Origin of the sequence: Paraburkholderia sp. J11-2 (assembly GCF_905220185.1) — a bacterium.
Taxonomy (GTDB): domain Bacteria; phylum Pseudomonadota; class Gammaproteobacteria; order Burkholderiales; family Burkholderiaceae; genus Paraburkholderia.
In genome coordinates this window covers 482,159-500,077 of sequence record NZ_CAJMYY010000002.1, presented here as the reverse complement: position 1 = coordinate 500,077, position 17,919 = coordinate 482,159, and the positions used below count along the sequence as shown (strand labels likewise).

The 17,919-nt window shown below is 64.0% G+C and carries 18 protein-coding genes; 5 read left to right on the top strand and 13 right to left on the bottom strand.

Annotated features, from left to right (window positions below):
• On the bottom strand, window positions 1-382 hold a 382-nt coding region (locus U5A57_RS04465; RefSeq protein WP_321908556.1), incomplete at its 3' end, for a hypothetical protein.
• A 13-nt stretch (window positions 383-395) separates the two neighbouring features.
• A complete protein-coding gene (locus U5A57_RS04460) occupies window positions 396-899 on the bottom strand; it encodes a lysozyme (RefSeq protein WP_321908555.1) in 504 nt (167 codons plus the stop codon).
• A gap of 864 nt (window positions 900-1,763) precedes the next feature.
• On the opposite strand from U5A57_RS04460, the gene U5A57_RS04455 reads away from it, so the two are divergent.
• The 3 genes from U5A57_RS04455 to U5A57_RS04445 are packed head-to-tail and all read left to right on the top strand — an operon-like array spanning window position 1,764 to window position 5,831.
• On the top strand, window positions 1,764-2,219 hold the full coding sequence (locus U5A57_RS04455; protein WP_321908553.1) for a (2Fe-2S)-binding protein: 456 nt from the start codon (window positions 1,764-1,766) through the stop codon (window positions 2,217-2,219).
• A 1-nt stretch (window position 2,220) separates the two neighbouring features.
• Window positions 2,221-4,485, top strand: a complete 2,265-nt coding sequence (locus U5A57_RS04450) for a xanthine dehydrogenase family protein molybdopterin-binding subunit (RefSeq protein WP_321908550.1) — start codon at window positions 2,221-2,223, stop codon at window positions 4,483-4,485.
• Window positions 4,486-4,496: 11 nt separating this feature from the next.
• Window positions 4,497-5,831, top strand: a complete 1,335-nt coding sequence (locus U5A57_RS04445; protein ID WP_321908549.1) for a cytochrome c — start codon at window positions 4,497-4,499, stop codon at window positions 5,829-5,831.
• Between the two features lie 66 nt (window positions 5,832-5,897).
• On the opposite strand, the gene U5A57_RS04440 is transcribed toward U5A57_RS04445, so the two are convergent.
• The 8 genes from U5A57_RS04440 to U5A57_RS04405 all read right to left on the bottom strand — a co-directional run bounded on the left by U5A57_RS04440 (window position 5,898) and on the right by U5A57_RS04405 (window position 12,824).
• Window positions 5,898-6,701 (bottom strand): transporter substrate-binding domain-containing protein, encoded by an 804-nt coding sequence (locus U5A57_RS04440; RefSeq protein WP_321908547.1) that lies wholly within the window; start codon window positions 6,699-6,701, stop codon window positions 5,898-5,900.
• A 186-nt stretch (window positions 6,702-6,887) separates the two neighbouring features.
• Window positions 6,888-7,697 (bottom strand): N-formylglutamate deformylase, encoded by an 810-nt coding sequence (gene hutG / locus U5A57_RS04435; protein ID WP_321908545.1) that lies wholly within the window; start codon window positions 7,695-7,697, stop codon window positions 6,888-6,890.
• Window positions 7,698-7,724: 27 nt separating this feature from the next.
• On the bottom strand, window positions 7,725-9,143 hold the full coding sequence (locus tag U5A57_RS04430; RefSeq protein WP_321908543.1) for a formimidoylglutamate deiminase: 1,419 nt from the start codon (window positions 9,141-9,143) through the stop codon (window positions 7,725-7,727).
• Between the two features lie 4 nt (window positions 9,144-9,147).
• Entirely contained in the window at window positions 9,148-9,771 is a 624-nt protein-coding gene (locus U5A57_RS04425; RefSeq protein WP_321908542.1) for a HutD family protein, read from the bottom strand.
• Window positions 9,768-10,535: an amino acid ABC transporter ATP-binding protein gene (locus U5A57_RS04420; RefSeq protein ID WP_321908540.1), complete on the bottom strand. Its 768-nt coding sequence runs from the start codon at window positions 10,533-10,535 to the stop codon at window positions 9,768-9,770. Before U5A57_RS04420 ends, U5A57_RS04425 begins: the two co-directional genes overlap by 4 nt.
• Window positions 10,532-11,200 carry an amino acid ABC transporter permease gene (locus tag U5A57_RS04415; protein WP_321908538.1) on the bottom strand — a complete coding sequence of 223 codons (669 nt, stop codon included), beginning with the start codon at window positions 11,198-11,200 and terminating at the stop codon, window positions 10,532-10,534. The genes U5A57_RS04420 and U5A57_RS04415 overlap by 4 nt, the downstream gene beginning before the upstream one ends.
• Window positions 11,201-11,217: 17 nt before the next feature.
• Complete coding sequence (locus U5A57_RS04410) at window positions 11,218-11,973, bottom strand: transporter substrate-binding domain-containing protein (protein ID WP_321908537.1); 756 nt, start codon at window positions 11,971-11,973, stop codon at window positions 11,218-11,220.
• Between the two features lie 101 nt (window positions 11,974-12,074).
• Window positions 12,075-12,824, bottom strand: a complete 750-nt coding sequence (locus U5A57_RS04405; protein WP_321908535.1) for an IclR family transcriptional regulator — start codon at window positions 12,822-12,824, stop codon at window positions 12,075-12,077.
• Between the two features lie 163 nt (window positions 12,825-12,987).
• Here U5A57_RS04405 and U5A57_RS04400 point away from each other — a divergent pair, with 163 nt between their 5' ends.
• Window positions 12,988-13,992 (top strand): ABC transporter ATP-binding protein, encoded by a 1,005-nt coding sequence (locus tag U5A57_RS04400; RefSeq protein WP_321908533.1) that lies wholly within the window; start codon window positions 12,988-12,990, stop codon window positions 13,990-13,992.
• Window positions 13,989-14,750 carry an ABC transporter permease gene (locus tag U5A57_RS04395; protein WP_321908532.1) on the top strand — a complete coding sequence of 254 codons (762 nt, stop codon included), beginning with the start codon at window positions 13,989-13,991 and terminating at the stop codon, window positions 14,748-14,750. Before U5A57_RS04400 ends, U5A57_RS04395 begins: the two co-directional genes overlap by 4 nt.
• Before the next feature lie 30 nt (window positions 14,751-14,780).
• Here the strand turns inward: U5A57_RS04395 and U5A57_RS04390 are convergent, their stop codons facing one another.
• From U5A57_RS04390 to U5A57_RS04380, 3 genes are all read right to left on the bottom strand, one after another.
• The gene (locus tag U5A57_RS04390) at window positions 14,781-16,139 is read right to left on the bottom strand and encodes a tryptophan leader peptide (protein ID WP_321908531.1); all 1,359 of its coding nucleotides are present in this window, start codon (window positions 16,137-16,139) and stop codon (window positions 14,781-14,783) included.
• Between the two features lie 101 nt (window positions 16,140-16,240).
• Window positions 16,241-17,008 carry a ParA family protein gene (locus U5A57_RS04385; protein WP_158761326.1) on the bottom strand — a complete coding sequence of 256 codons (768 nt, stop codon included), beginning with the start codon at window positions 17,006-17,008 and terminating at the stop codon, window positions 16,241-16,243.
• A gap of 351 nt (window positions 17,009-17,359) precedes the next feature.
• Complete coding sequence (locus U5A57_RS04380; protein WP_321908529.1) at window positions 17,360-17,896, bottom strand: nucleoside deaminase; 537 nt, start codon at window positions 17,894-17,896, stop codon at window positions 17,360-17,362.
• Between the last annotated feature and the right edge of the window lie 23 nt (window positions 17,897-17,919).

Sequence of the window (17,919 nt, the reverse complement as noted above, 5' to 3'; positions counted from 1 at the left end):
CCTGCCCCTGCCACGGTTCGCCAATCAGCGTACGCCACGCGGCGGCGGTTTCAGGCGCGGGCGGGTCCGAATCCTTTCGCAGGAGAAACTGTATCTGTCCCGCCGTGCTCCCGTCCGGCAGTGCCACGTTCTGGCATCCTTGCGCGGCGATGCCGGTATACGCGCCATTCACGAGAAGCCTGTACTTCTGGACGACCGCAAGTGACTGACACGGCTGCTTCTTGAGCGTCACGGCGACAATGTCACCCAGGGCGACCGGCCTTGGCCTGTACAACGTGGCCGGCTTTGTCGATGTGTCCGTTGCGCCCGGCGCGTCCGCCGCATTCACCAAAGATGCGGCCACAAGAAAGAGCATGGCCAGCAGGCCGTGTATCGCCTTCACGATTGTCCCCTTCTCAGTTCAGGAAGAGTGTTTGCTCTGCTTCTCTTCGCTTGAGCAAGCCCGGCAGCTGTTTTCCGTTGGCGAAACTCCAGCGCGGGAACTGCTTCGCCGCATCGTCGAAGTCTCTCGCGTTCAATAGCTTGAGGAGCGTCGAAGAACGCAGATTGCCCAAGCCGAGATTGAGCGTGAAACTCGTGAGTGCGCCGTACTGGTTGTCATTGAGCGCAACCGTGACGACTGAGAGTACGCCGCTTCCGGCATGCATCAAGTCGGCCTGCAGGAAAATTTCTGCCTGCGCCTCGCTGATTCCGTCCGGATAGAGTGCCTTGACCTTGTCGAGATCGGCATTGCCGCGCAGGAAACGACCATCGACTCCAATGGCGTGCCCCCATCCGATCGTCCAGATGCCTATCGGATCCATGTAAGGATAAATATCGCCAGTCGTAATACCAGGAATCCCCTCAGCCTTTTTGACGAGTTCAATGGTTTGCGCGTTGACAGCGCGAGGTTGAGCCATGATTTCCTCACTATTCAGTTATTCTCACGCACCGCATCCCGATCGAGCCACCGATCAATTTCGTGCTGCTTTCACGGGACCATTCTGTTTTTTCGTGAAACGCAGTAGTCGAGCGTCATACTCAATTGCAAACGAATGGACCGTCATCGTAGTTTTCCGGAAGACGCTACATTCATCGGTTCCCGCGACACGAATGACAAGTTTCCGTAAGGATTTGTCGAAGGCCATCAAGTCGGCGGCTACGCGACACACGTTGCCATTGGAGGTCCTGCAGAAGGGGCTGGACTTATGCCCGAACATTAGAAAGCTGCATCTCAGTTTTCCTGAAAATTTACGCCCGAATGTGCGCAAGCGCACACGCGATCGAATTGCGGCAGCACAGAGAGGCAACCGCCGGCGATGAATACGATAAGTAATCCAAATTGAATTTTCGAACCCGAGAAAATTCACAGCCACGCCATGCCATGAAGCACACGTTTAAAGGCTACTTGGTTCTGTCGACAGCAAACGGCACTTCCAGCACAAGCACTCAGCAAAGGGCAATCAATCGTTGCGGAGAAATCAATTCGTGCGCGGCGCCGGTTCCGCCCCCCGGTTGCACCGCGGCTCATGGCATTTGCGCGAGGCCACACCCTGGACAACTTTGATTGCCGGGCCAGGACAGCTTTCGTTTGCAAGCCACCATAACGGACCGTTTTCTGCACGTATTTAAAGGCGGCGCTACACTCAACCGGTTGTCGAAAGGCCGTGCTCATGTGCCTGTGCTTTGCCCCCCATTAGGCGGGCAAAGCGGAACAGCCGGCGCGCGGACACTTCGATTGCGCGATCAATATCGACAAATCCCCACTCCCGGAGAGCCGCTTCATGACGACGCTGATCATCAACGGAGAAACTCATACAGTCGACGCGCCACCCGAGATGCCGCTGCTCTGGGTCCTGCGCGACATCGTCGGCCTCACCGGCACGAAGTTCGGCTGCGGCATTGCGCAGTGCGGCGCATGCACGGTGCATCTCGACGGTGAGGCGGCGCGCTCGTGCGTGCTGCCCGTCGCGGCCGTAGCGGGCCGCAAGATCACGACCATCGAGGCGATCGGCACGACGCCTGCGGGGCAGAAGGTGCAGAAGGCCTGGCGCGAGATCGACGTCGTGCAGTGCGGCTACTGTCAATCGGGGCAGGTCATGTCGGCGGCAGCGCTCATTGCCGCGAATCCGAACCCAAGCGACGCGGATATCGACGCTGCAATGGCGGGCAACATTTGCCGCTGTGGCACCTATGCGCGAATTCGCGCCGCCATCAAGCAAGCCGCGAAGGAGGCCTGACATGTCACAGGGTCTCCTCGATGCGCAGAACGGCGCGCCGCGACGCAAGCCGCAACACGACGGCGGCGGTCAACTCTCGCGCCGCACGTTCCTCAAGCTCGGTGCGGCAGCAGGCGGCGGGCTGCTGCTCGGCATCAGCTTTTCCGCAGGCGCCCAAGGCGACAGCCAGACGCGCAAGTCGATCATCGGCGGCGACGGCAACGAAGCGCCGCAAGACGGCGTGTTCGAGCCCAATGCGTTCGTGCAGATCGACCGCTCGGGCAAGGTCACGCTCATCATCCCGAAGGTCGAAATGGGGCAAGGCGTGTACACGTCGATTCCCATGCTGATCGCGGAAGAACTCGAAGTGCCGCTCGATAGCGTCACGGTCGACCACGCGCCGCCCAACGAGAAGCTCTTCACCGACCCGCTGCTCGGCGGCCAGCTCACGGGCGGCTCCACGTCGATCCGTTTTGCGTGGCAGCCCATGCGCGAAGCGGGCGCCGCCGCGCGCACCGTTCTGATTCAGGCGGCGGCGCAGCAGTGGCAGGTCGACCCCGCCAGTTGCCATGCCAGGGCAGGCGAGGTGCTGCACGACGCGAGCGGCCGGCGCATTGCCTATGGCCAGCTCGTCGATGCGGCCGCGCACCTGAGCGTGCCGCAGAAGGTGGCGCTCAAGGACCCGAAAGACTTCACGCTGGTCGGCAAGCCCACCCGGCGCCTCGACTCGCCGGAGAAGGTGGACGGCTCGGCGCAATTCGGCCTCGACGTGCGCCTGCCCGGCATGGTCTACGCCGCCATCGTGAACTGCCCCGTGTTCGGCGGCACGCTCGCGCAGGTCGACGACACGCGCGCGAAGCAGGTTCCCGGCGTCACGCAGATCGTGAAGATCGACAACGCCGTGGCCGTGATCGGCGCGCACACGTGGGCCGCGAAACGCGGCGCGGCGGCGCTCGTCGTTCAGTGGAACGAAGGCGCGGGCGCGAGCGTGTCGATGCAGCAGATCGTCGCCGATCTGGCGAGCGCCTCGCAACGAGAGGGCGCCGTTGCGCGCAAGGACGGCGACGTGCAGCAGGGGTTCGGCAACGCGAAAACGCGCATCGACGCGGTGTATCAGCAGCCGTTCCTTGCGCACGCAACGATGGAGCCGATCAACTGCACGGTGCACGTGCAGCCCGACGGCTGCGACATCTGGGTGGGCACCCAGGTGCCCACGCGCGCCGTGGATACGGCCGTGGCCGTCACCGGTCTCAAGCCCGAGCAGATCACGGTGCACAACCACCTGCTCGGCGGCGGCTTTGGGCGGCGGCTCGAAGTCGACGCGATCACCCAGGCGCTCAAGATCGGCAAGCAGCTGAATGTGCCGGTGAAGGTGTTCTACACGCGCGAGGAGGACATTCAGCACGACATGTACCGGCCGTACTACTACGACCGCATCTCGGCCGCGCTCGACGCGAACGGCAAACCCGTGGCGTGGCAACACCGCATTGCGGGGTCTTCGATCATGGCGCGCTTTGCGCCACCCGCCTTCCAGCACGGCGTGGACCCCGACGCCGTGGAAGTCGCCGCCGACCTGCCCTATGACCTGCCGAACCAGTTGATCGAATACGTGCGCCAGGAGCCGCATGCGGTGCCTACCGCGTTCTGGCGCGGCGTGGGACCGACGCGCGGCACGTTCGTGGTGGAGAGCTTCATCGACGAGCTGGCCGTGGCCGCGAAAACCGATCCGGTCAGCTATCGCCGCAATCTGCTCGGCAAGTCGCCGCGCGCGCTGGGCGTGCTCGACGTGGCCACGCGCGCCGCCAACTGGGGACCGCCGATGCCGAAGGGCCAGGGGCGCGGCGTTTCGGTGATGCACGCGTTCGGCAGCTTCCTCAGCATGGTCGCCGACGTCACCGTGGACGACGGCGAGGTGCGCGTGAACCGCGTGGTGTGCGCCGTGGATTGCGGCATGGTCGTGAATCCCGAGACTATCGAGGCGCAGATCCAGGGCGGCATTGCGTTCGGCATCACCGCCGCGTTGTGGGGGGAAATCACGATCGAGCGCGGACGTGTGACGCAAACCAACTTCACCGACTACCGGATCATGCGCATCGACCAGATGCCGGTGATCGAAGTGCATATGGTGAAGAGCGCCGAAGCGCCTGGCGGGATCGGCGAGCCCGGTACCGCGGCGGTCATTCCGGCCGTGGCGAATGCGATCTATGCGGCCACCGGAAAGCGTCTGCGGCATTTGCCCGTGGGCCGCCAGCTCGCGAACGCGGGCGCATCCGCACAGTCGGCGTGAGGGAGCGAACCATGACGAAAACGATCAAGGCATCCCAACGAGCCCGCGGCCTGCGCCGCGCCGCCGGCCGCGGTGCAAAACTCGCGCTCGCCCTCGCGGCCTTCGCGTGTGCCGGTGCGCGCCCCGCTTTTGCAGCGGCCGCAGCGGACGCCGCCACAATCCAGCGCGGCGCGTATCTCGCCACCGTGGGCGACTGCGCGGCGTGCCACACGGCGCCGCACGGCAAGCCGTTTGCAGGCGGCCTGCCGATGAACACGCCGCTCGGACGCATCTACACGACCAACATCACGCCCGACCCCGACACCGGCATCGGCAACTACACGCAGGCGGACTTTGCGCGCGCCATGCGCGAGGGTGTGGCAAAAGACGGCCACAACCTCTATCCGGCAATGCCCTATCCCTCGTACGCGAAGGTGCGCGACGAAGACGTCGCCGCGCTCTACGCGTACTTCATGCAGGGCGTGCAACCGGTCAGGCAGAGCAACCGCGACGCCGACATCAAATGGCCGATGAACATGCGCTGGCCGCTCAAGCTCTGGAACGCCGTCTTTCTCGAGAAAGGCGCGTACCAGGACAAAGCGGGCAAAGACGCGGCATGGAACCGCGGCGCGTACCTCGTGCAGGGCCTCGGCCACTGCGGCTCGTGCCACACGCCGCGCGGCGTCGGCTTCAACGAGAAGGCGCTCGACGAAAGCGGCGACGCCTGGCTCACGGGCGCCGCACTCGACGGCTGGTTCGCCTCGAACCTGACGGGAGAGCACAACACGGGCCTCGGGCGCTGGAGCGAAGCGGACCTCGCGCAGTTCCTGAAGACGGGTGCGAACCAGCACGCCTCGGCGTTCGGCGCGATGACCGACGTGGTCAACAAGAGCACCCAGGCCATGAACGACGCGGACGTGAACGCGATCGCCGTCTACCTGAAGTCGCTGCCGGCGAAGGGCGGCGATGGTGGACCGGCGTATGCGTATGACCCGCAGGCGACGAAGGTATCGCTCTCGCGCCCGGCCAACGATGCGGGCGCGCGCGTCTACACGGCGTATTGCATGCATTGCCACGGCGCCGACGGGCGCGGCTTCGCGCCGATGTTCGCGCCGCTCGCGGGCAATCCCAACGTGCTGGAGAAGGACGCGTCGTCGCTCATCAACGTCACGCTCAACGGCACCGGCGATCTCGTGATTCAGGGCATGCCCGCGCCGTACCCCATGCCCGCTTATGCAGATGTCCTAAGCGACAAGCAGATTGCCGACGTGCTCACGTTCGTGCGCGCGGGGTGGAACAACAAGGCGGGTGCGGTGGGCGCGGCAGAAGTGGCGAAGATGCGCACGAGGACGCAGGCGGCGCGCTAAAAAGGAGTGTTGAAGCGATCGCGCCGGCCGTGAATGCGGCCGGCGCGAGTGAAGCAAGGTGTCGCGTTAGTGAGCGAGCGGTTGCGTCACGTCCTGGCCGAACCACTGCATGGAGATCTTCTTGAGCGTGCCATCCTGCTTGAGCGAGGTGAGCGCGTCGTTGATCGCCTTCTCGAACTTCGGATTGCCCTTGCGGAACGGAATGGCCATTTCCTGATCGGCGCCCGGCAACACGGCGCCCGGACGCAGCGGCAGGTTCGACGTCTTGATGATGTACGGCAGCATCAGGCGGTCGTCCATCGTTGCGTCGATGCGCTTCGCGGCCAGGTCGCGCAGCTTCTCCGGCGCGCCGGGATACGTCTGCACGTTGATGCCCGGCACGGCGCGCGCCATCTGGTCATAGTTGGTGCCGAGCGTCACGCCGAGCTTCTTGTCGCCCTTGAATTCGGCGAGTGTCTTGAATTCGCGCTTGTCGTCGGCGCGCTGGATCAGCTGGGCCGCCGAATACGTGTACGGCTGGCTGAAGTCGAGCGCCTGCTGGCGTTGCGGCGTGATGGTCACCTGATTGACGATCACGTCGAACTTGCCGGCCTGCAGCGCCGCGATAATGCCGCTCCATTCGGTGGGAATGAACTCGGGCTTGACCCCGAGCTTGGCCGCCACCGCCTTCGCGACGTCCACATCGAAGCCGACGAGCTGGCCGCTGCTGTCACGGGAATCGAACGGGGGATAGGTGCCCTCCAGACCGATTTTCAGCACCCCGGCCTGTTTGACGGAATCGAGCAGATCCTCCGCATGGGCGGAAATGGCGGTGAATCCCAGTGCCGATACCGCAAGCGCGCTTGTGAACAGGAGCTTCTTCAACTTCATTCAACCTCTCCTCTTTATCTGGATGTCTGGACTGCTTCGCGATGGCACATCAGCGCCCCCCCGAGGCCGCGTCGCTAGAGAATACTACGATCGGCAGCGCCATCGTAGCCCGCGCAACTGAGTACTTTCCCGCGCTCAAGCGGCATCCAGGACGGGGCAAACCCGAATAGCCGAAGCGCCGCGCTATCAGCCCGCCGAGGCGTTCATCGCCTTCACGGCCTCGAGCGCGCCGCCCACCATCGCGCTCACCGCCGGCTCGATTTTCTGCGCGAGCGACGGCGCGTAGTCGAACGGCGCTGCCTCGCTCATATACGTCGACTGGCACATTTCGAGCTGCACGGCATGCACGCCGTCTTGCGGCGCGCCGTAGTGGCGCGTGTTGTAGCCGCCCTTGAAACGGCCGTTCGCGATCCATGTGAAGCCGCTTGCCGAAGCCGCGCGCTCGACTGCCGCCTGGACCGCCGGCGCCGCCGTGCGGCCGTCCTGCGTGCCGATGTTCAGATCAGGCAGCTTGCCATCGAATAGCCGCGGCAGCACGCTCGCAATCGAGTGCGCTTCCCACAGCAGCACGTTGGCGTGTTGCGTGCGCAAGCGCTGCAACTCGGCGCGCAGCGCGTCGTGATACGGCTGCCAGTAGGCGGCGACGCGGCGTTGCCGTTCTTGCGCATCGGGCGCACGGCCCTCGCGATAGAGCGCCGCGCCGCGAAACGTTTCGGTCGGGCACAGCGAAGTCGTCGTCTGCCCCGGATACAGGCTTTCGTCATTGGGCGGCCGGTTCAGATCGATCACATAGCGCGACACGCGCGCACCCAATATCGTCGCGCCCAATGACTGCGCAAACGCATAGAGCCGGTCGAGATGCCAGTCGGTATCGGCAACCGTGAGCGCAATGTCCGTATAGGCGTCGCGCAGCGGCTCGGGTATCTGCGTGCCGAGGTGGGGAATCGAAATCAGCAGCGGCGCCGTGCCGCGTTCGAGCAAATAGAGGTCGGTCATGTGGGCTCCGTTCGGTTGGCCACGCACTCAAGCGCTGGCGAGGAGATGGTTCAGCGCCTTGCGATAGCCGGCGTACAGGCGCGTTTCGTCGCGGTGGCGCCGGTGCGCGACGACTGGCTCGCCGCCCACGTACACGTCGCGCACCGGCGTTTCGCCGTGCTCGCAGAACACCACGGAGGAAAGCCAGCTTTGTGGCGTTTGCTGCGCGAGGTTCGGGTGCTGCGCGTCGAGCACGAGCCAGTCGGCGCGGGCGCCCTCCTGCAACGCGCCCACCGCGCGTCCGGTTGCGCGCGCGCCGCCAGCGAGCGCCGCGTCGAACAGACGGTCGGCCACCTGCGCCGTCTCGTGCGATGCGAGCACATTGCGTTCGCGCCGCGTGAGCCGCTGCCCGTATTCGAGCAGGCGCAACTCGGCGCGCCAGTCCACGCCGATATGGCTATCGGAGCCGATGCCGAACGTGCCCTGCGCCGCGAGGTAGTCATGGGCCGGGAAAAAGCCGTCGCCGAGATTCGCCTCCGTCGTGAGGCACAAGCCCGCCACCGCGCCGCTCCTTGCGAGCGCCTGCGTCTCGTTCGTGTCGATGTGCGTCGCGTGCACGAGACACCACCGCGCGTTCACGTCGAAGCGATCGAGCAGCCATTGAACGGGCCGCGCGCCCTCGGTTGCAAGGCACGCGTCCACTTCGGCGGTCTGCTCGGCAATATGGATATGCACAGGCGCGTTCGGTAGCGCGGCATCGAGTCCTTCCAGCAGCGCGCGTAACGCGTCCTGCGACACCGCGCGCAGCGAATGCGGCGCGACGCCATAGCGCAACGCGCCGTGTTGCGGCCGTAAGCGTTGCAACGAGTCGACGATGGCGAGCAACTGGTCGGGCGTGTTGATGAAGCGCCGCTGGTCGTCGCGCGGCGGTAGCTGGCCGAAGCCGCTGTACTGGTAAAGCACCGGCAGCATGGTCATGCCGATGCCGCTGACTTCTGCCGCCCTAACCACACGCTGCGCCAGCTCGGCGGGACTCGCATAATGCTGGCCGTCCTGCGCGTGATGCACATAGTGGAACTCGCACACGGACGTATAGCCCGCTTTGAGCATTTCGACGTAAAGCCAGCTCGCAACGGCCTCAAGATCCTCGGGCGTGATGCGCGCAGCGAAACGGTACATCAGGTCGCGCCAGCTCCAGAAGCTGTCGGTGGGATTCGCGCGGTATTCGGTGAGGCCAGCCATCGCGCGCTGGAACGCATGCGAATGAAGATTAGGCATGCCAGGGATGAGCGGACCGGCCGCGCATACGACGCCCTGGGGCGCGTGCGCGAGATCGGGCGTCACGCCGCGCAGCGTGCCCGTTGCGTCCCATTCGAGCAGCACGTTGCGGCGCCAACCGCCTGGCAGGTATGCATGGTCTGCGAAAAGCGCGTTCACGATGGAAAGCGGAGGAATAACGGTGCTCATGAAATCAGGTTCGCGCAATATCGAGTGTGACGGCCAGCAGCGTGCCTTCGCCGCGCGCTTTGAGGTTCATTGCCTGCCCGGCGTCCACGCGCAACGTGTCGCCTGGCGCGAGCGCGATGAAACCCTCTCCGGCCACGCTCACCGCAACCTCGCGTTGCACGGCATGCAGCAACACGGTCTGCGCACATACCGTGCGCCGCCCTGCTTCTCGCCACACTTCGAGCGCGCCATGCGCGACGCCACGGCGCACCATCAGGTTGAACACGCGCACGGGCCCTGCGGCAATCCGCGCATCGATCGTGGATTCACCGGCAAAGCGGGCGATGTCCAGCGCGCTTTCCAGCCTGTGCGTTGCGTGGGGCATCTCTGCGGCAGCGCGCACTTCGTCCAGCTGCAAGCCCGCGCCTTCGAACAATACGAGCGTACGGTCGACGCCATCGAAACGCGAAAATGGCCCGGCCTGCGCGATATCCGCGAGACTCACGCGCCAGGCGAACGCATCGGGCGGCGCGAGCGCCGCGCCACCCGCCGCGATTTCGCGCGTCACCCCGCCGCCATTCTTCCAGGGTGCGGGCGCAAGATCGACGCCGCGCAGCAGCGTCACCGTTGCTACGGACGAGCGGCTCATGCTCGTGAAAGCACCGCTTGCAGGAAGCTGCGCGTGCGCGGCTGCGCCGGCGCGGTGAAGATCGTCGAAGGCGGCCCCGCCTCGACGATCTCGCCGCCGTCCATCACCACCACGACGTCGGCCACTTCCTTCGCGAAGCCCATTTCGTGCGTGACGACCACCATGGTCATGCCCTCGGAAGCCAGCAGCTTCATGACCTGCAACACCTCGCCCACCAGCTCCGGGTCGAGCGCCGAAGTCGGCTCGTCGAACAGCATCACGCGCGGCTGCATGGCGAGCGCGCGCGCAATCGCGACACGCTGCTTCTGTCCGCCCGAAAGGCTGGCCGGCATCACATGCGCCTTGTGCGCGAGCCCGACTTTCTCGAGCAGGGCAAGCGCGGCGGACTCGGCCTGCGCCTTCGAAGCGCCGCGCAACATGCGCGGCCCAACCGTGATGTTGTGCAGTACCGAGAGGTGCGGGAACAGGTTGAACGACTGGAACACCATGCCGACTTCGGTACGCAGCGCGTTGAGCGCGCGGTCCTTGAGCATCGCGCCGTTTTCCACGAGGCGATGACCGCAGATATCGACCGTGCCGCCCTCGGGCTGCTCGAGGCCGTTGCAACAGCGCAGGAACGTGCTCTTGCCCGAACCGCTCGGGCCGATCACCACGACCACTTGTTGCGGCTGAATATCGAAGTCGATGCCGTTGAGCACGAGGTGCGAGCCAAACGACTTCTTGAGTCCGCGAATGCTGACGATCGGATCCGGTTGCGTGCTCATTGCACCATCCCTCCTGCGCGCAAGCGGCGCTCGACGCGATGCAGCGCATAGTTGGTCGTCTGCGTGAGCACGAGGTAGACGAGCGCGACCACGAGGTACACCTCCAGCGAGCGATACGAAACGCTGATGATCTTCTGGCCTTCATGCATGAGGTCGTCGATCGTCAGCAGCGAGACCAGCGCGGAATTCTTGATGAGCGCGATGAATTCGTTGCCAAGCGGCGGAATCATGCGAACAACGGCCTGCGGGAGAATGATCGCGCGCATGGCCTGCCCCGCCGACATGCCGATCGAACGCGCAGCTTCCATCTGCCCGCGATCGACGGACTGAATCGCGCCGCGCACGATCTCCGAAACATAAGCCGCCGAATAGAGCCCGAGCCCCAACATGCCGCAAACGAACGCCGGCAGCAGAATGTTGAACTGCGGCAGCCCGAAGAACAGCAGGAACAACTGCACGAGCAGCGGCGTGCCGCGAAAGAAGACAAGGTAGCCGGTGCAGAAGCCGTAAATGAGCCGCCGTTGCGGCGCGAGCCGGCCGATGCCGATCAAAAGGCCGAGCAGGCAGCTGAGCACGAGCGCCGCGGCGGTCACCTCCACCGTGACCAGCGCGCCGTGTGCGATGTCGGCCCAACCGGCTATGGCCGGAGAGAAGTCGAGTTGCATGGATCAGATCCGCCGCATTACTTCGAACCGGCGCCGAACCACTTGTTCACGATCTGGGCGTAGGTGCCGTCCGCCTTGATCTTCGCAAGCGCTGCGTTCAGCGAATCGCGCAATTGCGGTTCGTCCTTGCGCACCGCAATGCCATAGGCCTCCTTCGTCAGCTCCGTGTCGAGCACGCGAAATCCGGGGCGCGTGCGTGCGAACTGATACGCAGCGGGCTTGCCGGTAACGGCGGCGTCGGCGCGGCCAATGCCGACGAGGTCGAACATTTCCTGGTTCTTCTCGACCTCGACGCGCGTGACCTTCGGGTAATTGTCGCGCAGGAAGTTCACCGACTTCGTGCCGACCTGCACGGAGACCTTCTTGCCCTCGAGATCGGCGAGCGTCTTGATCGGCGAGTCGGCCTTCACGAGCGCGACGAGGCCGCCCGCGAAATACGGCTGCGTGAAGTCCACCACCTGGCTGCGTTCAGGCGTGATGTAGATGCCGGAGATCGCGGCGTCGAAGCGGTGCGCGATGAGCCCCGGAATCAGCCCCTTGAAGTCGATGTCGGTCCACTGGACCTGCTTGCCCATGGCCTTGGCGAGCGCATTCATGAGGTCGACGTCGAAGCCGGTGCGCTGGCCGTTTTCCGTGAACTCCATCGGCGGGAACGTCGCGTCGGTCGCGACCTGGAGAACGTTCTGCGCTTGCGCGCTCGCGGTGCCGGGAGCGGCGGCGGCGAACATCGCGAATGCGACGCACGTGGCGGACAGCAGTTTGTGCAGTTTCATGGTTGGACTCCGGTGTGTGGTTGATCGGGACGCTACGGTTGTTGACTTCTTTCGTTGCGGTCTATCGAAATGCAATCGCATTCGTTCGCATTCGTTCGCATTCATTCGGTTTGCAGGCGGGCGGAAATGGCGTGCGCAGTGCGCAAGGTCCAGTCGGCGAGTTGAAGCTCGCGGCCCGCCACGCGCGAGGACGGCGCCATCAAGGTGATCGACGCGTTGGCGAGCGCGCCGCGCGCAACGCGCCGGAACACCGGCGCGCTCACGCCCCATACGCCGGGGTCGACTTCGCTTTCGCTCACCGCGTAGCCGCGTGCGCGAATCTGCGCCAGTTCCGCTTCGATCGCGGCGCGGCCCGCTGCGTCGCCGGCGAAGAGGCGATCGAGCGCCTCGCCGCGCGCTTTTTCTTGCATGAACGCGAGCAATGACTTGGCCGACGCGCCGGCCTTGAGTGCAACCGCGCGCCCCTTCTCGAATGAGCAGCGCAGCGAATGCGTGCTCTCGACCATTTCGAGGCAGACCACCTGGTCGTTCACGGCAACGACGAGTCCGACGCTCTCCTGCGAGGTCCGCGCGAGTTGCAGCATGCCTTCGCGGCTCGATTCGACGAGCAGCGAATTGACGTCGAAGCCGAGCGCAAGCTGCAGACTGATGGGGCCCGGCGCGTAATAGCCGGCGTCTTCGGTCACGAAGCCCCAGCGCTTGAGCACCGCGACCTGGCGGTAGAGTGTGCTCTGCGCGAGACCCGTTGCCGCGAGCATGTCCTTCGCGGACATTGCCTTGCCGCGGCTCGCGAGTGCCGAAAGCACCAGTAGCAGGCGCTCTGCGCCAGTAACACCGGGTTCGTGTTTCACCTGGAGGACGAAGGCTGAATGGATGCAGTCAGCATGCCACGTCACTCCCAGAAATCAAAAATACGATTCCCAGCGAATGGGAATGAGATGCGAGGGTTTTCCCTGGAGCGGTCCCGCGTGGTCCGCGCGGTGTGTTTTACCCGCTTCTGGTAATGTCACGCACATGCAAACGATCCTCTCCATCGAGAATCTCTCGAAAGTCTATGCATCGGGGCTCCACGCGCTCACGAACATCAACCTCGACATCCAGCGCGGCGAAATCTTCGCGCTGTTGGGGCCGAATGGCGCGGGCAAGACGACGCTCATCAGCATCATCTGCGGCATCGTCAACGCGAGCGAAGGCAGCGTGCGCGTGGCCGGTCACGATATCCTCGCCGACTACCGCGCCGCGCGCTCGCTGATCGGCCTCGTGCCGCAGGAGCTCACCACCGACGCATTCGAAACGGTCTGGGCCACGGTGTCGTTCAGCCGCGGCCTGTTCGGCAAGCCAGCCAACCCCGCGTATGTCGAACGCGTGCTGCGCGACCTGTCGCTGTGGGAGAAGCGCAACAACAAGATCATGACGCTCTCGGGCGGCATGAAGCGCCGCGTGCTGATCGCGAAGGCGCTCGCGCACGAGCCGCAGGTCCTGTTTCTGGACGAACCGACTGCGGGTGTGGACGTCGAATTGCGCCGCGACATGTGGGAACTCGTGCGCGGGCTCAAGGCGAACGGCGTGACGATCATTCTCACGACCCACTACATCGACGAGGCCGAAGAGATGGCCGACCGGATCGGCGTGATCAACGCAGGCAAGATCATGCTCGTCGAGCACAAGGACGTACTCATGCGCAAGCTGGGCCGCAAGCAACTGACGTTGCAGCTCGAAGCCCCGTTGCGCGCCATTCCGGAAGGGCTCGCCGCCTGGGGGCTGGAACTGGCCGGCAGCGGCGCCGAACTCATCTACACCTACGACAGCGAAAACGAGCGCAACGACATCATTGCGCTGCTGAAAGACCTGAGCGATGCCGGCATTGGCTTCACGGACCTGAAAACGAGCCAGAGTTCGCTGGAGGACATCTTCGTGAGTCTCGTCCATCAGGACCCGGCGGCCGCTGCGCCATTCGCCGCGCCTGCGGTCGAGGAAGATGGCAAAGCACAGGTAAAAGGACAGGTAACCTCGCGATGAACCATTACGCAATTCGCGCCATCTACCGCTTCGAAATGGCGCGCACCCGGCGCACGCTGATGCAAAGCATCGTTGCGCCGGTGATTTCCACCTCGCTCTACTTCATCGTATTCGGCTCCGCGATCGGCTCGCGCATCAAGGAAGTCAACGGTGTGAGCTACGGCGCGTTCATCGTGCCGGGCCTCATCATGTTGTCGCTCTTGTCGCAGAGCATTTCGAACGCGTCGTTCGGCATCTACTTCCCGCGCTTCACGGGCACGATTTACGAACTGCTCTCGGCGCCCGTGTCCTACCTCGAAATCGTGATCAGCTATGTCGGCGCGGCGGCGACCAAGTCGGTCGTGCTCGGGCTCATCATCCTCGCGACCGCGGCGCTGTTCGTGCCAATCCAGATCCAGCATCCCGTGTGGATGGTGCTGTTCCTGCTGCTAACGGCGGTCACGTTCAGCCTGCTCGGCTTCATCATCGGCATCTGGGCGGACAACTTCGAGAAGTTGCAGATCGTGCCGCTGCTGGTCATCACGCCGCTCACCTTCCTTGGCGGCGCGTTCTACTCGGTCGACATGCTGCCCACCGCATGGAAGGTGATCACGCTGTTCAACCCGATCGTCTATCTCATCAGCGGTTTTCGCTGGAGCTTCTACGGGCTCGCGGACGTCGACGTCGGCGTGAGTCTCGGCATGACAGCCGCCTTTCTCGCGCTGTTCCTCGTGATTACGGCGTGGATCTTCAAAACGGGCTACCGGCTGAAGACCTGACGTTAGCGAATCAGCCGGATGCCCGCCTCTTCACGCGGGCACCTGCCCCGTTGCGCTGTCGTGCGGTCCGTCCTGGGGACGGTTCAGCGGGCCGTCGAATGAGCCGTCCAGAATACGAAGCTTGTCGGTCATATCGGGAAAGCTGTGACCCGCGGCGCGAAGCTCATTGACGATCCGATGCCCAACGGCCCGGCAGTGCGCCAGCGTCTCATGCAAACGCGGCTCGGACTGCAGCCCCGTCACCGCCCGCTCCAGCTCAGGCGGCGATTCGCTCAGCAGTGCGGGCACGACTTCCTCCGGCGGGATCAGCGAGCCGTGACTCAGCAGTTGCGCCGTCCAGTCGCACCCGTACAGCAGCGCGCGCCGTTCGGCCCTGCGCGCTTCGTCCTGCTCGAGCGCGGCGAGGCTGGGGCGGCTCTTCTGGATCTCGGCGCGCCACGGCGCAAGCACGTCAGCACGTAGCGCCGCGATCGCTTCGCCGAGCGCAGCGTTTTGCCCGCCCGCTACGAGGCGGCGTTCATCGAGCCGGTCGACTTCGTCCCGATAGCTTTCGAGGTAGGCCAGCCAGTTCAGCGGCAGCTCCGGCTTTTCGAAGAATGCGCGCCTCACTTCATTGAGTTCGTTGCGAATGTCCTGCAGCGCCTGATTGTCGGCGAGCCGCGCTTCATGCACGTCGTGGGCCGTCACCATCTGCCGGTGCAGAGGGAAAAGCGGATTGCTGTAGCGCCGCTGCAAGTGGCGCTCCGCCGCGCCGGGCCGGGCGCTCCATTTCCAGTTGGGCAGCGACTTCGCGTCGAATTCGACGGCCTCGATCATCGGCCGGAAAACGGCGAGCGCTTCGTCAGTGGCGTGGCGAAAGCAGTCCGCCAGCTTGTAGTCGTTGCCTTGCAGGGAAGCGCCCGCCTCCCCCGCATAAGGCGACTCGGGCCGAAGCCTCAGGGTGCCGGTGGCGAGAAAGAATTCCATCGGCAGTTCAACACGCATGCCTTCCACCGCGAACGCGCGCTGTTCGGCGGAAATCGCTTCGACAGCACGCGCCAGGCGATTTTCCTGGTCGAGCAGTGCATCGATCGCGTCTCCCGACGACGGCTGCGCGGCATCGGCTAGCAGGCAAAACGTTTCGCGCGCCATTCGCGCCGCGATGGTGCCGTGCTTCTCGGCAAACAGCCAGAACCACAGGGCAAGCTGATAGCCCTTGACCCCATTTTGGGCGGTCGTTTCGACTTCGGGGGTGAACGCGATGCCGGGCGCGGCCCAGTTCGCGAACGGCGGCGTGCCAACGCCCTGGTACATGCCCAGGAGTTGGCGTATGGATTCATGCGTATCGGTCGGCCAGTTGCGCGCCTCTTCTTCCTGGCGCTTCTCGGTCTTCCAGAACCTCCAGTCCATTGTGCACCTCGCAAGAGAGCAAGAGTATCGGTGCTACTCGCTGCGAGGGATACTTGCACACTCCGCCGGGGGCGTAAACCGGTGATGTCCGCTCTTGCTCTTCAGGCTCCGCTCAATTCCTGGTGTAGCGCGACAAACTCGCGTGTGAGTTTGTGCGCCGGGTCGAGGTGCACGACAGGCTTGGCCTGCTGATGCGATTCACGAATCTTCACCGACGACGACAGCCGCGACGACAGCACCGGCAACCCTTCATCGACGAGTTCGTCGACGAGCTTCTGCGGCAGGCTCGCGCGCGGCTGGAACTGGTTGATGACGATGCCTTCGACCGTGAGCGCGGCATTGTGATCCTGCTGAATCTCCTTCACGTTCTCGAGCAGCGTGTAGAGCGCGCGGCGCGAGAAGTCGTCGCAGTCGAATGGAATGAGGCAGCGCTCGACCGCGATTAGCGCGGAGCGCGTGTAGAAGTTCAGCGCAGGCGGCGTGTCGATGTAAATCGCATCGTACATGTCGAGTTCTTTGAGCGCGTCGCGCAACTTGTAGATTTTGTAGCGCGACTCGAGCTTCCCGTGCAGCGTGTCGAGGTCCGCATGCGCGGGCATCACGTCCAGATTCTCGAACGGTGTCGAATGAATGAACGACGTGACGTCGATGGGCCTGAAGCTGAAAGTCAGCGCGGTTTCGAAGAAGTCGGCGACGTTGGGCTTCGCATCGGCGGAAGCGGCCCCGAGCAGGTACTGGCTCGAATTTGCCTGCGCGTCGAGGTCGATCACGAGCGTACGCTGACCCTCATTCGCGCTGATTGCGGCGAGATTACAAACAATCGTTGACTTGCCTACGCCACCCTTCTGATTGAATACCACACGCCGCATGTCTTCGCTCCCCTGTTTCTCGTCAATGCAATGAGACGGATGGGGATGAGCATACCCGATGCGGCGGTGCAGAAAAGTTTTTTGGTGGCGGTTTTCCCGGCCAGCGGCTAGTTATATGACCGCTTCATTTTCCCGGGCCGTTTGGCTGGTTATAACCACTACCGTCGCATGCGTAACTCGCGGTTGCCGGAAGCGCGAGGACAAGCGATACAGCCAGCAGGGCTGCAAACACGCGTCGAGCTTTCATTTGCTTTCCTCCTGTTCAAACGAAGCCGGTGCGTTAAGCATAGGTCAGATGACTTAAAGCGCAATTGCGCGTGATTACGCCCAATTACGCCCCCGCGACGCCGCTCAACGACGCCCCCAAAACCTGCGCTGCACGTCCATCACTTCTTCCTCGACCTCGGGCACCGGCCCGATCAGCTCTACGCGCTTCTGGCAATGGTCGAACACATAGCGCGACGACACACTCATCGTCGGATTCTCCGCATGGTCGCCCGTGCATTGCAGCAGCCGCTCTTCCGTCATGCCGAACACCACGCGCCCAATGTTCGCCCAATAGGCCGTGCCCGCGCACATGCAACACGGCTCAACCGTCGTATACAGCGTGCAACTCCACAAGTATTGCGGCGTAAAGTTCAGCGCAGCGGTACGCGCGAGCACCGCCTCCGCATGATTGACGGTATCGACATTGCCCTGTTCGATGAGCACCGACTCTTGATCGGGTCCGACGAGAATGGCGCCAAACGGGTGGTGACCCAGGAGCGTCGCACGCTCCGCGACAAGGCTCGCGTGACGCAAATGGCGCACGATCTGTTCGCGCGTCGGCGCGAGCCCTTGTTCGGGAAACGCCGACGCGCTTTGTTGCGGCAAATGGGTCAGGCTCAAACTATGTCTCCTCCTTGTTGTCG

Bases quoted from the DNA above. Each gene is read 5' to 3' on its own strand.
- U5A57_RS04410 (WP_321908537.1), bottom strand. From the start codon at position 11,973: ATGAAACTGCACAAACTGCTGTCCGCCACGTGCGTCGCATTCGCGATG.
- U5A57_RS04455 (WP_321908553.1), top strand. From the start codon at position 1,764: ATGACGACGCTGATCATCAACGGAGAAACTCATACAGTCGACGCGCCA.
- hutG (WP_321908545.1), bottom strand. From the start codon at position 7,697: ATGACCGACCTCTATTTGCTCGAACGCGGCACGGCGCCGCTGCTGATT.
- U5A57_RS04390 (WP_321908531.1), bottom strand. From the start codon at position 16,139: ATGGACTGGAGGTTCTGGAAGACCGAGAAGCGCCAGGAAGAAGAGGCG.
- U5A57_RS04425 (WP_321908542.1), bottom strand. From the start codon at position 9,771: ATGAGCCGCTCGTCCGTAGCAACGGTGACGCTGCTGCGCGGCGTCGAT.
- U5A57_RS04415 (WP_321908538.1), bottom strand. From the start codon at position 11,200: ATGCAACTCGACTTCTCTCCGGCCATAGCCGGTTGGGCCGACATCGCA.
- U5A57_RS04440 (WP_321908547.1), bottom strand. From the start codon at position 6,701: ATGAAGTTGAAGAAGCTCCTGTTCACAAGCGCGCTTGCGGTATCGGCA.
- U5A57_RS04400 (WP_321908533.1), top strand. From the start codon at position 12,988: ATGCAAACGATCCTCTCCATCGAGAATCTCTCGAAAGTCTATGCATCG.
- U5A57_RS04430 (WP_321908543.1), bottom strand. From the start codon at position 9,143: ATGAGCACCGTTATTCCTCCGCTTTCCATCGTGAACGCGCTTTTCGCA.
- U5A57_RS04460 (WP_321908555.1), bottom strand. From the start codon at position 899: ATGGCTCAACCTCGCGCTGTCAACGCGCAAACCATTGAACTCGTCAAA.
- U5A57_RS04385 (WP_158761326.1), bottom strand. From the start codon at position 17,008: ATGCGGCGTGTGGTATTCAATCAGAAGGGTGGCGTAGGCAAGTCAACG.
- U5A57_RS04420 (WP_321908540.1), bottom strand. From the start codon at position 10,535: ATGAGCACGCAACCGGATCCGATCGTCAGCATTCGCGGACTCAAGAAG.
- U5A57_RS04445 (WP_321908549.1), top strand. From the start codon at position 4,497: ATGACGAAAACGATCAAGGCATCCCAACGAGCCCGCGGCCTGCGCCGC.
- U5A57_RS04395 (WP_321908532.1), top strand. From the start codon at position 13,989: ATGAACCATTACGCAATTCGCGCCATCTACCGCTTCGAAATGGCGCGC.
- U5A57_RS04450 (WP_321908550.1), top strand. From the start codon at position 2,221: ATGTCACAGGGTCTCCTCGATGCGCAGAACGGCGCGCCGCGACGCAAG.